The organism is Streptomyces sp. NPDC002734 (assembly GCF_040295685.1).
Classification (GTDB): domain Bacteria; phylum Actinomycetota; class Actinomycetes; order Streptomycetales; family Streptomycetaceae; genus Streptomyces.
The window spans coordinates 121,398-133,696 of sequence record NZ_JBEOVU010000004.1 but is presented as its reverse complement, the minus strand read 5'-3'; the positions used below and the strand labels follow the sequence as shown (position 1 = coordinate 133,696).

Annotated in this window: 12 protein-coding genes; 7 read left to right on the top strand and 5 right to left on the bottom strand. The window is 72.9% G+C overall.

Annotated elements, in window-relative coordinates:
- The first annotated feature begins 40 nt into the window (after nt 1-40).
- Both ABT026_RS05560 and ABT026_RS05555 read left to right on the top strand, forming a co-directional pair.
- On the top strand, nt 41-457 hold the full coding sequence (locus ABT026_RS05560; protein ID WP_351112454.1) for a DUF7144 family membrane protein: 417 nt from the start codon (nt 41-43) through the stop codon (nt 455-457).
- Between the two features lie 127 nt (nt 458-584).
- Nucleotides 585-1,364, top strand: coding sequence for a class I SAM-dependent methyltransferase (locus ABT026_RS05555; protein ID WP_351112451.1), 780 nt, complete (start codon nt 585-587; stop codon nt 1,362-1,364).
- Nucleotides 1,365-1,598: 234 nt separating this feature from the next.
- Here the strand turns inward: ABT026_RS05555 and ABT026_RS05550 are convergent, their stop codons facing one another.
- Nucleotides 1,599-3,041 carry a DHA2 family efflux MFS transporter permease subunit gene (locus tag ABT026_RS05550; RefSeq protein WP_351112449.1) on the bottom strand — a complete coding sequence of 481 codons (1,443 nt, stop codon included), beginning with the start codon at nt 3,039-3,041 and terminating at the stop codon, nt 1,599-1,601.
- A gap of 148 nt (nt 3,042-3,189) precedes the next feature.
- Here ABT026_RS05550 and ABT026_RS05545 point away from each other — a divergent pair, with 148 nt between their 5' ends.
- Nucleotides 3,190-3,657, top strand: coding sequence for a MarR family winged helix-turn-helix transcriptional regulator (locus tag ABT026_RS05545; RefSeq protein ID WP_351112447.1), 468 nt, complete (start codon nt 3,190-3,192; stop codon nt 3,655-3,657).
- Nucleotides 3,658-3,683: 26 nt separating this feature from the next.
- Here ABT026_RS05545 and ABT026_RS05540 read toward each other — a convergent pair whose 3' ends face one another.
- Both ABT026_RS05540 and ABT026_RS05535 read right to left on the bottom strand, forming a co-directional pair.
- Nucleotides 3,684-5,510 carry a serine/threonine-protein kinase gene (locus ABT026_RS05540; RefSeq protein WP_351112445.1) on the bottom strand — a complete coding sequence of 609 codons (1,827 nt, stop codon included), beginning with the start codon at nt 5,508-5,510 and terminating at the stop codon, nt 3,684-3,686.
- A gap of 242 nt (nt 5,511-5,752) precedes the next feature.
- The gene (locus ABT026_RS05535; protein WP_351112443.1) at nt 5,753-6,328 is read right to left on the bottom strand and encodes a dihydrofolate reductase family protein; all 576 of its coding nucleotides are present in this window, start codon (nt 6,326-6,328) and stop codon (nt 5,753-5,755) included.
- Between the two features lie 350 nt (nt 6,329-6,678).
- Here ABT026_RS05535 and ABT026_RS05530 point away from each other — a divergent pair, with 350 nt between their 5' ends.
- On the top strand, nt 6,679-7,257 hold the full coding sequence (locus ABT026_RS05530; RefSeq protein WP_351112441.1) for a hypothetical protein: 579 nt from the start codon (nt 6,679-6,681) through the stop codon (nt 7,255-7,257).
- A 28-nt stretch (nt 7,258-7,285) separates the two neighbouring features.
- Nucleotides 7,286-7,957: a hypothetical protein gene (locus ABT026_RS05525; RefSeq protein WP_351112439.1), complete on the top strand. Its 672-nt coding sequence runs from the start codon at nt 7,286-7,288 to the stop codon at nt 7,955-7,957.
- Nucleotides 7,958-8,044: 87 nt separating this feature from the next.
- On the opposite strand, the gene ABT026_RS05520 is transcribed toward ABT026_RS05525, so the two are convergent.
- Complete coding sequence (locus tag ABT026_RS05520; protein ID WP_351112437.1) at nt 8,045-8,968, bottom strand: NADP-dependent oxidoreductase; 924 nt, start codon at nt 8,966-8,968, stop codon at nt 8,045-8,047.
- A 253-nt stretch (nt 8,969-9,221) separates the two neighbouring features.
- Here ABT026_RS05520 and ABT026_RS05515 point away from each other — a divergent pair, with 253 nt between their 5' ends.
- The gene (locus ABT026_RS05515) at nt 9,222-9,785 is read left to right on the top strand and encodes a TetR/AcrR family transcriptional regulator (RefSeq protein ID WP_351112435.1); all 564 of its coding nucleotides are present in this window, start codon (nt 9,222-9,224) and stop codon (nt 9,783-9,785) included.
- Nucleotides 9,786-9,972: 187 nt separating this feature from the next.
- Entirely contained in the window at nt 9,973-11,073 is a 1,101-nt protein-coding gene (locus ABT026_RS05510) for a medium chain dehydrogenase/reductase family protein (protein ID WP_502967906.1), read from the top strand.
- Between the two features lie 124 nt (nt 11,074-11,197).
- Here the strand turns inward: ABT026_RS05510 and ABT026_RS05505 are convergent, their stop codons facing one another.
- Nucleotides 11,198-12,298 carry a CU044_5270 family protein gene (locus ABT026_RS05505; RefSeq protein WP_351112431.1) on the bottom strand — a complete coding sequence of 367 codons (1,101 nt, stop codon included), beginning with the start codon at nt 12,296-12,298 and terminating at the stop codon, nt 11,198-11,200.
- Between the last annotated feature and the right edge of the window lies 1 nt (nt 12,299).

Below are 12,299 nucleotides of genomic sequence, written 5' to 3'. Positions count from 1 at the left end.
CGACGACTCCGCCTCCGCACCCCGACGAAAGGTGACAGCCATGGCGGGCATCCCCGGCGAGGAGCGACACCACAGGGCAGCGCCCGACGACGGCATCCGGCCGTCCACCCCGGGGCAGTTCGCCGGCATCGGCCTGGTGCTCAGCGGTGTGCTGAGCATCCTCCAGGGCATCACCGGCATCGCCCGGGACCGCCTCTTCGGCTCACCCCGCGCGTACGAGTACCGCTTCGACCTCACGTCCTGGGGATGGATCCACCTGGTCGTCGGCGTCGCCCTGCTGGTCGTCGGCATCGCCCTGCTCCGCCGGGTCCCCTGGGGACGCTCCGCCGGACTGGCGCTGGCCGGTATCAGCCTGGTGACCCAGTTCATGTTCATCCCCTATTACCCGGTCTGGTGCCTCGCCGTGATGGTCCTGGACCTGATGGTCCTGTGGACCCTGGCCAGGCTCGCCGACTGACGCGACCGTCCACGGGCCGCCAGGGGAGAGACCCTCGAACTCCTGTGCCTCGCCCGGTCGTTCAGGCCCCCGACGGCCCCGGTGCGGCGGTGTGGTCAACCGACCGGTCCGTCGATAGCGTGCCCGGATGAGCCATGACCGGACGTCACCGCACGCCACCTCCTTCGGCGCCGCCGCCACCGCCTACGCCGAGCACCGCCCGGACTACGCCCACGCCGCCGTCCGCTGGGCCCTCGACGCCGCGCCCGGAGCGCGGGTACTCGATCTCGGAGCCGGCACCGGCAAGCTCACCGCCACCCTGTCCGCGCTGGGCGCCGACGTGGTCGCGGTCGAGCCCGACCCGAAGATGCTGGCCGAACTGCGCCGCGCCCTGCCGGGCGTTCGGGCGCTGTCCGGCAGCGCCGAGTCGATCCCGCTGCCGGACGGCTCGGTGGACGCCGTGGTGGCCGGCAACGCCATGCACTGGTTCGACATGGCCGTCGCCGGCCCCGAGATCACCCGGGTCCTCGCCCCCGGCGGAGTGCTGGCCGGCCTGTGGAACACCATGGACGACGCGGTCGACTGGGTCGCCGAGCTCGCCCGCGTCAGCGGCCCCGCGGCCATCGGCCCGCGCGACACCCCCGACAGCTGGCGTGCCCGGACCGCCTCCATGCACCTGCCCGCCGACGGCGGCCCCGCCCGCTTCGGCTCGCCGGAACAGGACCTCTTCCCGCACGGACAGACCCGCACCGCGGACTCCCTCGTCGCGACCCTCGGGACCCGCGCCGGAGTCCTCGTCATGCCGGTCGAGGAACGGCAGGCGCTCCTCGACCGCATCCACGCCTTCCTCACCGGCCGCCCGGAGACCGCCCACGGCGAGTTCATCCTCCCGCTGCTGACCGGGGTGCTGCGGGTGCGCAAGCTGTGAGCGGCGCCCGGCCCCGGGGCCGCACGGTGATGACCTCCCGGAACGTGCGCCGAGGGCCCGCGACCGCATCGGCGGTCGCGGGCCCTCGGCGGCTCCGGCCGGTTGCTCGGTGACTTCGGTCGGGTGCCCGGTCGCGGAGGTGGGGGCGGTGACGGTGTCCTGGGCGGCTCCGGTCGGTTGCTCCGCGGCGGCACGGCGGCACGGGGTACCGCGGCGGAGGCCGCGGCGGCCCGCTCAGGCGTCCACGGTCTCCCGCCGCGCGGCGACGGTCCGGTCCGAGGCGGCGATCCGCGCGGCACGGTCCGGCATCGTGAAGGCGAAGACGGCGGCGAGCGCGGAGACCACCGCCAGCACCAGGTACGCCTGCTGGAACGCGGAGACCGGCGGATGGGCGTCGGCCCCTGTGCCGACCACCGCGGCCGAGGCCAGCACCACGGTCGCCACCGCCGGGGCGGTCGCGCCGGCGGCCTGCCGGACCACCGTGTTCAGGGTCGCCGCGTGGGAGACGTCCGCCTTCCCGATGCCGGTGAACGAGGCCACCGTGGTGGGCATGAACACCCCGCCCATCGCCGCGCCCAGCAGGAACATCAGCCCGCGGAACGTCCACAGCGAGGAGTCCGCGTCCAGCCGGGAGAAGGCCACCAGCACCAGCGCGACGCCGAGCAGCCCGAACCCGACGAGCTTGCGCGGACCGATCCGGGCGTAGAGCGGCGTGACGAGCTGCATGGTGAGCAGTACGCCGAACGCCTCGGCGAAGGTGCTGGAACCGGACTCCCAGGCACTCAGGCCCAGACCCTGCTGAAGGAACAGCGGTCCGACGAACATCGCGCCCATGAACGCGGTGAAGCCGAGGAACGCGATCACGTTGGTGTCCCGGAACAGGCGGTCGGTGAACAGCCGCACCCGCAGCGCGGGTTCGGGCACCCGCAGCTCCACCGCCACGGCCGCCGCCAGCAGCACCGCGCCGCCGACCAGGCCGGCCACGACCGGCACGCTGCTCCAGCCCATCTCGGCGCCCTCGCTGACGCCGAACATCAGCCCGGCGGTGCCGAAGGCGGTCAGCACCAGACCGGGCACGTCCAGCCGCCCGGGGACGTGGTCGCGGTGCTCCTCGAGGAAGAGGAGGCCGAAGACGAGGACGGCGATGCCGATCGGCAGGTTGGCGTAGAACACCCAGCGCCAGGTCATGTTGTCCACCAGCCAGCCCGCGCCCATCGGGGCCAGGGCGGGCGCCACCTGCTGCGGGATGATCATGTAGCGGGAGACCTTCACCTGCTCGGACAGGCTGAAGGTGCGGTACAGCAGGGCCGCGGTGACCGGCAGCAGGATGCCGGCGGCGAAACCCTGGAGGGCGCGCCACAGGACGAGTTCGCCCAGTGACCCGGCCACGCCGCAGAGTCCGGAGGCGACGGTGAAGACGGCGAAGGCCGTCAGGACGGTGCGGCGCCCGCCGAAGCGGTCACCGAGCCAGGCCGACAGGGGCACGGCGAGGCCGACGCAGACGGGGTAGACCACGACGACGGCGTCGAGACCCGCGGTGGCGAGTCCGAAGTCACGGCCGATGGAGGGCAGGGCGACGGTGGTGCCGGCTCCGTCCACGATGGACATGAACGCGGTGACCACACAGACGACAGGGACGACTATGCGCTGGTCGAGGCGCAGCGGGCGAACGGGCATGTGCTGAGTATACTCAGTATGTGTAGGCTCAGCACCCCCGTTCCGGTCGGCACGGACCGATCCGGGCCACCGCGCACGTTCCCGCCCCGCGGGTGCGATAGGAACGGGGGCGAGAGCCGCCGACCGCAACGAGCACAGGAGCACCAAGGTGAGGAACGTCCCGGGCAGCAGTGACCCGCTGATCGACGAGCTGTTCGCGACGACCCACCGTCTGCGGCTCTTCGTCGACAGCAGGCTGTCCGAGAAGGGCACCACCGTCGCCCAGTTGCGCGCTCTGCGTTTCCTCGCCCACGCCGCCGAGCCGATGCGCATGCGCGACCTCAGCGACATGCTCGGCGTCGCCGCCCGCACGGCCACCAGCCTGGTCGACGCCCTGGAACGCGACGGCCTGGTCGTCCGCCTCCCGCACCCCACCGACCGCCGCGCCCACCTGCTCGCGCTCACCGACGCGGGCCGCGCCTGCCACCAGGAGGCCGAGGCGATGGACCGCGAGGCCCTGCGCACCGCCACCGGCGCCCTCTCCCCCGAGGACCGCACCGCCCTGCGCACCCTCCTGGGCCGCATCCGCGACACCGTCGCGGCGGCCGAGCAGGGTGGCGCCGGGCCCCGGAAGTGAGGGTGGCGGCCGCGCGGGATCGGTGATCAGGAGCGGTCCGCCGAGAAGGTCGTGCAGTTCGCCCCGTAGACCCGCCCGTCCAGATGGCCGGGGGTCGACGGGTCGTACGCGGCCTGGAGTTCGACCGTGAGGTAACCCGGCGGCTGCTCGATCCAGTTGGTCGCCCGCAGTGTGAGCACCCCGCTCTCGAAGGTCCCCGCCACGGCGAACGACCCGCGCGGCACCGTGGGGTTGGAAGGCGCCGGGTAGAACGCGAACACCCCCGTGACGCTGCCGTCCTGGTACTGCTCGACGGTGAGGACCAGGCCGGTGACGCCCTGGTTGCAGACGTAACTGCCGTTCCACCGCCCCGACAGGTCCGTCACCGCCTCGGACGGCGACGGCGACGGATCGGAAGGGGCGTCCGCGGGAGGGCCGGTGCTGGAGGAGGCGTCGTACGCGGTGTCGGACGGGGACGGTGACGGGGTGTCCGAAGGGGTCGGCCCGGCCTCGGGCCGCCCGTCGTCCCAGGTGTCGGAGGGCGGGGCGGAGGCGCCGGAGTCCGTCCCGAAGGCCCCGCCGAAGAGGGCGTCCGCCTTCCAGGCCACCAGTCCCGCCGCCAGGACCGCCACGACGAGCGGGACGATCACCGCGGCACGACGCCTGCCGGAGGAGCCCGGCGGCCTCCCCGGAGGCATCCCCCCGGACCCCACGGCGCCCGCGCCGCCCCCGGACCCCACGGCGCCCGCGCCGCCGTCCGCCGCCCCTGGCTCGACGGCGGTGGGCGTGTACGCGGGCGGCGCGGTGGGCGTGCTGGACGCGGGCGGATCGGTGGGCGGCGCGGTGGGCGGGTACGCGGGCGGGGGAGTGGGCCGGGCCGGCGCGGTGACGGTGGGCGCCTGCCGGGTCGGCGGCGACGGCGCGTCCCCCGCGTCGTGCTGCCCGGCGGCTCCCGCGGCCGCGGCGGTCCCGTCCCGCACCTGCCGCACCGTCGCGGCCACCGCCGGCGGAAGCCACGCCGCGTCGGTGAACAACAGCTCCGTCCGCGCCTCGCCCGCCGCGTCCGTCGCATCCGTCAGCTCGGCGAGCAGCTCGCCGACGCCCGGCCGGTCCTGCGGCTGCTTGGCCAGGCACCTGCCGACCAGCCCGCGCACCGCGTCCGGCACCGCGGTCAGATCCGGTTCGGCGTGCACGACCCGGTACATCAGCCCCTGCGCCGAACCCGTGCCGAAGGGCCCGGCGCCGGAGGCCGCGAACGCGAGGACGGCGCCCAGCGCGAAGACATCGCCGGCGGCCGTGACGGGTTCGCCGGTCAGCTGTTCCGGGGACATGAATCCGGGTGTCCCGATCACCACCCCGGTCCGGGTGATCACGCTCGCCTCGGCCGCCGTGGAGATGCCGAAGTCGATGACCCGGGGGCCGTCGGCGGCCAGCAGCACGTTCGACGGCTTGAGATCACGGTGGACGAGACCCGAGGCGTGGATCGCCTCCAGCGCCTCGGCCAGCCCGACCGCCAGAGTCGTCACCCGGGAGGCCTCCCACGCCCCGTGCAGGGCGACGGCGGTGTCCAGCGAGACGCCCGGCACGTAGGCGGTCGCCAGCCACGGCGGGTCCGCATCCGGATCCGCGTCCACCATGCCTGCGGTGAACACCCCGTTCACACGCCTCGCGGCCGCGACCTCGCGGGCGAACCGCTGCCGGAACTCACGGTCCTCGGCCAGCTCGGGGCGCACCACCTTCACGGCCACCGCTCTGCCGCCCTTGGACCGTGCCAGGTACACCCGCCCCATCCCGCCGGCCCCGAGCCGTCGCACCAGCCGGTACGGCCCGACCCGCTCCGGATCCCCCGCCCCGAGCTCCTCCGTGAACCCCATGCGTCCCCCCACGATCTCCCCGTGATCTCCCCCTACGAGGGCTCACATCATGACGCCGGCGAGCATCGAAAGACGTCCGTTTTACGCAGGCTCGGTACAAGTCGCAAGAAGATGAACCGAGTTGGGCAGAAACACGCCAGGTCGAGCGGAATCGGACGTGGCCGTCCGCGTCCCACGGGAAGACCCCGCCGCAGCTCGGAGCGAGAAGGGGCACCGTCCTCGTACGCCGGCAGCCGGGCAGGTCAGTGCAGGGTGGGCCGGTAGACCAGCTCCTGGACGCGCCCGTCCAGGGTCCGGCTCTCCAGCAGCTCCAGGTCGAAGTCCTCGGCGCCCGCGAAGACCGGGTCCAGCCCCGTCCGGCCCGTGACGACGGGGAAGAGCGTCACCTGGAGCCGGTCCACCAGCCCGGCCGCCATCAGCGACCGGTTCATCGACAGGCTGCCGTGCGAGCGCAGGGGCACGTCCGACTCCTCCTTCAGCCGGCCCACCACCTCGACCGCGTCGCCGCTCGCCACGGTGGCGTCCGGCCAGTCGAGGGGCGCTTCCAGCGTCGTCGACACCACCGTCAGGGGCAGGTTCCGCATCCTCGTCACCCACGGGTCGCGCACGTCGGAGTCCTCCGTGCTCTCCGCCAGCATCCGGGCGAACAGCCGGTAGGTGTTCGCCCCCAGCACCATCCGCTGCTCCGCCCCGTACAGCCCGAGACGGTGTTCCAGCAGCTCAGGCCCCTGCTTGCCCCAGTAGCCGGTCCAGTCGCCGCCGGCGGCCCCGAAGCCGTCCAGGCTCACGAAGACGTCGAAGGTGTAGGTGGCGGTCATGTCGTCCTCCTCGGATGCGGCCGGACGCGGGGACCGCCCAGGTGGGATCCTCCGTCGAACCGTCGTCCCACCTTCGACCCGCGGTCCCCGCGGAACTCATCGCCATGCCCGCCGCCCCCGGCCCCGACCACTCGAACGGCAGGGTCCGGCTTCGCGCTGGAGGCGGGCTGCCGCCGGTGGGCCTGCCGTCGATCTCCGTCGCGTCACACCGGTGTCCCGTCCGTCACGCCTTGTGCCCCGGTGGGTAACAGACGCCCCCTGTCTCTCATCGCTTCGCTAGAACTCCAGTGCGGCGCCGCACCGACGGCCCGCCGACGCGGAAGGGGCCCGCGATCATCCGGGGAGGACGCGTGGACGAGGTGACGGTCGAGGGCCTCGCGGCGCAGCTCGACGAGCTGGCCGATCTCGTCATCGTGCTGTCGGACAAGCACGACCACAGGATGGAGGTACTGGAGCAGGCGCTCACGGACCTCCAGGACGGCGTCGTGGGATACGTCTCCCGCAAGGTGTCCGGGGCGGGGGAGAAGCCGCCGCCCGAGCCCTGGACCGCCCGTGCCACCCTGTCGCAGTGGTCGGAACTCGCCGACTGGGTCGACTGGTTACGGGCCCGGTACCAGCCGGTGGGCGAGTACGGCATCCCGCCGTGCTGGCCCTGCCACCCCGGAGCCGCGGAGGAACATGCCGCCCTGTGGGCCGCCTGGAAGGAGGCGATGCGCGCGGCCGAGCAGCCCCGGGACAACGGGAACCACGCCCTGCTCTGGCACGAACAGCACCTCTGGGGCGCCCTCTTCCGCGCCCACCGCGTGATCCCCGAGGCCTGCCTCGACACCGGCCACGTTCCTGCCGCCATGCCGGTGCCCACGGAACGCATCTGGAACCTCGCCGCCGAGGAGCCTCCGCGGCCTCCGCGAGCTGAAGACGACACCTAGTGCGTCCCGACGAGAGGACCCGGCTTCCATGAGCCACCTGACCACACCGACACCTCCGCCGCAGTGGGTGATCGCCGGCGCGGCCCGGTTGGACGACGTCCTCGCGGAGCTACGGGCGGCACGGCCCGTCTTCCACTCCGAGGCCGACCTCCAGCACGCCTTCGCCCAGGCGTTGACCGCCGTCGCTCCGGACGTGCGGGCACGCCTGGAGGTGCCGGTACGCCGCCCCGGGCTCCGGGCGGAGTACCTGGACCTGCTGTGCCTGGGACCTACGGCCCGGACCGCTGTGGAGTTCAAGTACGTCACCCGCCGGTGGGCCGGTGAGGCGGGCTCCCCGCCCGAGGAGTTCGACCTCCGCCACCAGGGGGCGCCGGACCTGGCCCGGCGCGATTTCGTTTTCGACATCGAGCGGCTGGAACGCTTCTGCCGCCGCGAGGATCAGAACGGCCTCGCCCTGCTCATCACCAACGAGCCGGCCCTGTGGCTTCCCCAGCCTGAGGGCCGCCCCCGCACCAGGGACCACGAGTTCAGACTCCACGACGGGCGGACACTGGCCGGCACCCTCCGCTGGGCCGAGGGCGGCTACGCCCCCAACACCCGCGTCCTGCGAGGCGTCCATCCGCTCACCTGGCGCTCGTACGCGCAACTCGGCGGCCCCGGCGGCGACTTCCGCTGCCTGGCAGTCCTCGTCGATCCGTGACCCCGGCCCCCCGGGGGCAAGCTTCCGACAAGGCGCTCAGCGTGCCCTCCTCGGAGGCCCCGTGACCCGGTTCGCGAGGGCGCCTGCTCATCCCTCCGTGACGCGGATGATCGTCCTGCCGCCGGACGGCGCGCCGCCCGGCGCGAAGGCGGCGGCCGCCTCGGCGAGGGGCCTGACGGCGCCGACGGCCACGTCGAGCCGGCCGTCCCTCACCCGCTGGGCGAGATCGGTGAGCCGGGCGCGGTCGGATTCGACGACGAAGAAGACCGCCCGCCCGCCTTCCGGCTGGACCCTGGGCGGCATGGCGATGGAGACGAGCGTGCCGCCGGGGCGTACCAGGGCGGCCGAGCGGTCGAGGACGTCGCCGCCGATGACGTCGAACACGACGTCGGCCTCGCCCGCGTCCTCCAGCTTCTCGGCCTCCAGGTCCAGGAAGACGTCGACGCCGAGGGCGAGTGCCCTGTCCCGGTGGGAGGCTCGACCGGTGCCGACGACGCGGGCGCCGGCCTCGCGGGCGAGCTGGACCGCGATCGACCCGACGCTGCCCGCGGCTCCGTGGATCAGGACGGTCTGGCCGGTGGTGAGGCGGCCGTGGTCGAACAGGGCCTGCCAGGCGGTCAGCCCGGAGATCGGGAGCGCGGCGGCCACGGTGTGGTCGACGTCCGCCGGCAACGGCGCGAGATTGCGGGCCTCGACTGCCGTGTACTCGGCGAGCGTGCCGTCGCGGGTCCAGTCGGCCAGGCCGAACACCCGCTGCCCGATGCTCAGGCCGGTGGTCCCGTACCCCAGCTCCGCGACCACTCCGGACAGCTCGTGCCCGGGCACGCTGGGCGTCCGGTCGCGGCCGGCGCGATCGGTCCACGTCGCGGGCCAGTCCAGCTCGCCGGGGGTGAAGCCCGCGGCGTGCACCCGCACGATGACGTCGTTCTCCGCCGCGTGGGGGTAGGGGATGTCCGTCAGGGACATCCCCGCGGGACCCGCGTCACGGTCCTGCACAGTGATGGCTTGCATGGAGGTCCTTGTTGTCAGCAGGGGCGAGGTACCCAGGTGCGCAGCCGGTTCCCTGGCGGGGCCACGGCGGCTCGCCCACGGGTGGGCGGGGCTGAGGGGATGTATGCCGTGTTCGCACGGCCGATCCCACCCCCTCGCGAGATTCACCCGTCGTCCCGCCCGTTTTCTCACCGGACCGGACCGGACCGGACCCATGGAGGGCCCCTCGAGGGCGCGCCTTGACGAGAGCATTAGTGAGTGATTGAGTACTCACATGCAGAAGCAACCACGTCGGCTGTCCTCCGCCGAGGAGCGCCGGGAAACGGTGCTGCGCACCGCCATCGGAGCGTTCGCGGCGCGCGGATACTTCGGCACGACGACCTCGGAGGTCGCCAAGGCGGCCGGCATCTCGCAGGCGTACGTCTACCGGCTCTTCCCCAACAAGGAGGTGCTGTTCACCGCGGTCGTCGAGCACTGCTTCACCCGGGTCCGTGCGGCTCTGGAGGCAGGGGCGGTCAAGGTGACCAGCAGTGAGCCGCAGGCGGTGCTCGACTCCATGGGGGATGCCTACGCCCAGCTGATCAGCGACAACGACCTTCTCCTGGTGCAGCTGCACGCCCAGGCGGCGGCTGTTTCCGAGCCCGCGATCAAAGAGGCGGTACGCACCGGGTACGCCCGCACGGTCGAGTACGTCCGCAGTGCGTCGGGCGGCGACGAGGAGCAGGTCCAGCGGTTCTTCGCCGCCGGCATGCTGTGTCACCTGATCGTCTCCCTCGACGCCTCGTCCATCGACGCCCCCTGGACGCGCACCCTGACCGCGGGCATCGTCCACTACTGACCTGCGAGGTCCTTCACTCCACCGCTTCCACGAGCGTGTGCCCCTTGGGGGTGTTCGTTCGAGTCGATAAGTGAGTGATGGACCATTCTTCCTGGCGCGGGTGTGGGGCGAACCGAGCGCTCGCCGCCCTCCGGTCTGGAGCCCCTGGCCCGCGGAGTGAGTGATTGACCAATCTTTCACGGGCCGCATACCGCACCACCAATCAACCGCACCTACACAATCCTCCGGAGCAACCGTGCAGATCACTGAAATCGTTCTCCCTACCGTCGGAGAGCCCGAGAGTCTCGAAGTCCGCCTGCGTGAGCGTCCCCAGCCGGGGCCCGGACAGGCCCTGGTCCGCGTGGAGGCCAGTGGTGTGAGCTTCGCCGAGCAGCAGATGAGGCGGGGCAAGTACTACGACATGCCGGCGTTTCCCTTCGTCCCTGGTTACGACCTCGTCGGCGTGGTGGAGGAGCTCGGCGCGCCGGCCGGAAGTGGGAAGCCGGGGCCGGCTGTGGGGCAGCGGGTCGCCGCCCTCACCAAGACGGGCGGCTGGGCGGACCACGTCCTGCTGGACGCCGCCGATCTCGTACCGGTGCCGGACGGCGTCGACGCCGCGGAGGCGGAGACGCTGGTGACGAACGGCGCGACTGCCTGGCGGATGCTGTTCCGCGTGGCGCGGGTCCGTGCGGGCGACACCGTCGTCGTCCACGGCGCCAACGGCGGCGTCGGCAGCGTCCTGGTGCAGCTCGCCCGGGCCAGGGGAGTGCGGGTCATCGGCACCGCGTCGGCACGCAACCAGGGGGCCGTCGCCGCGCTGGGGGCGCTCCCCGTCGACTACCGGGACGACGTGCCCGCCCGGGTCCGCGAACTGGCCCCGCAGGGGGTCGCGGCGGTCTTCGACCACGTCGGAGGCAAGGGCATCAAGGACTCCTGGCGCATGCTCGCGCGCGGCGGCACGCTCGTCTCGTACGGCAGCGCCTCCACCCGCGACGCGTCGGGCGACGGCACGCTCACGGTGCTCAGGCTCGTGGCCAGGCTGGCGCTCTGGAACGTCCTGCCCAACGGGCGCAACGCCCACTTCTTCAACCTGTGGGCCGGCAAGGCGCGGAACCCGCAGAAGTACCGGGCCGACCTCGAGGAGGACCTCACGGAGGTGTTCGGACTGCTGCGGGACGGGACGATCCAGGCGCGGATCGACAGCGTCTACCCGCTGCGGCAGGCAGCCGCCGCGATGCGGCACGCGGAGTCCGGCACCGTCGTGGGCAAGGTCGTGATCTCCCCCTCCGCGGACGACGACAGTCACTGAACCGTCGCAGGGTGAGGTGCTGGAGCGCCACGCCACCCTCTCCGCAGCGGTACCGGGCGACGCGAAGGCCGTCGCGGAGGTGCCTCGTGACACCCAAGGGCGTCACGAGGCACCTCTGCCGTTCTCACGCGCCCGAGGAGGGAACTTCCTTCAGCGCGTCGACGGCCTGGCGGACGATGACGGCCTGGGTGTACAGAACCGTGCCGGGCTCGATCAGACCGGAGTCGCCGCCGTCGGGGCGGACCTGAACGGTGCGCTCGCCCAGGTAGGTGTACGTGTCGGGGTCGAAGACCCATTCCGTGCGGGTGCCGGAGGTCTCGTCGAGGCGGGCGACGGCGATGCCGTGACGGCCGGCCGCGTCGACGGCGTCCTTGACCTGCACCACGCCGGGGATGTCCGCGGCGGCCTTGTACAGGGCGGTGTTCAGCCGGGCCGGGGGCAGGGACTCGTGCAGCAGGTCGCCGATGGTGGTGAAGGCCTGCTGATCGGGGCTGTTGCCCATGCCCTTCGTCTCCTTGTAGATCTTCTCCAGGAGGGCGTCGGGGTCGGTCGGAAGGGTGGCGAGATAGTCGTAGGTGGGCGCGTTGAGGTAGGCGGGTTCCTGAGTCCCCTTCTCGTTGGTGCGGTCGAGCCTCTCGCCGCCGGACGGGGTGACGGCCGGGTCGATGAGCCAGCCCTCGGCGCCGTCGGTGGAGTTCCAGACCTGACGGCGGTGGATGCCGTCGCTGGCGAGGGTCGTCCTGTCGCCGACCGTCTTCTCGTAGGTGGTGCCGACCTTGCTCTCGATGTACACGTACTGGCCCGCGCCGACCTTCGGCTGCGGCGCCTCGTTCGCGGCCAGGGAGATCCTGTCCAGGAGCTGGGGAACGCCGGAGCTGGTCCCGGTGCCGACCGCCGTGGTGAGCGGGGGCCCGGCCACCGCCTCGTCGGTGTCCCCGCTGCCGAGCGTGAGGACGCCCGCGGCCAGGAGGGCGAGCGAGCACGCGGCGGCGGGCAGGACGAACAGGGGCCGCAGGACCCGGCGGCGGGCGGGTGCGGTGACAGGGGGAGCGGGCGTGGGGGCCGCCGCTTCCTGGGTCTCCTGCTGGATGAAGGTCATGAGCGCTTCCTTGTGAAAGGCATGACGGCCTGCGGGGAGGTCGGCTTCGTCGCGGGAGAGCAGGTGTTCCCCTCCGGGCCATTCGTCAGGCGTGTGGCGGGCCGTTCCCGGACGTGGCTGGCGCATG

Bases quoted from the DNA above. Each gene is read 5' to 3' on its own strand.
- ABT026_RS05535 (WP_351112443.1), bottom strand. From the start codon at position 6,328: ATGACCGCCACCTACACCTTCGACGTCTTCGTGAGCCTGGACGGCTTC.
- ABT026_RS05555 (WP_351112451.1), top strand. From the start codon at position 585: ATGAGCCATGACCGGACGTCACCGCACGCCACCTCCTTCGGCGCCGCC.
- ABT026_RS05520 (WP_351112437.1), bottom strand. From the start codon at position 8,968: ATGCAAGCCATCACTGTGCAGGACCGTGACGCGGGTCCCGCGGGGATG.
- ABT026_RS05550 (WP_351112449.1), bottom strand. From the start codon at position 3,041: ATGCCCGTTCGCCCGCTGCGCCTCGACCAGCGCATAGTCGTCCCTGTC.
- ABT026_RS05505 (WP_351112431.1), bottom strand. From the start codon at position 12,298: ATGCGCCAGCCACGTCCGGGAACGGCCCGCCACACGCCTGACGAATGG.
- ABT026_RS05515 (WP_351112435.1), top strand. From the start codon at position 9,222: ATGCAGAAGCAACCACGTCGGCTGTCCTCCGCCGAGGAGCGCCGGGAA.
- ABT026_RS05540 (WP_351112445.1), bottom strand. From the start codon at position 5,510: ATGGGGTTCACGGAGGAGCTCGGGGCGGGGGATCCGGAGCGGGTCGGG.
- ABT026_RS05560 (WP_351112454.1), top strand. From the start codon at position 41: ATGGCGGGCATCCCCGGCGAGGAGCGACACCACAGGGCAGCGCCCGAC.
- ABT026_RS05525 (WP_351112439.1), top strand. From the start codon at position 7,286: ATGAGCCACCTGACCACACCGACACCTCCGCCGCAGTGGGTGATCGCC.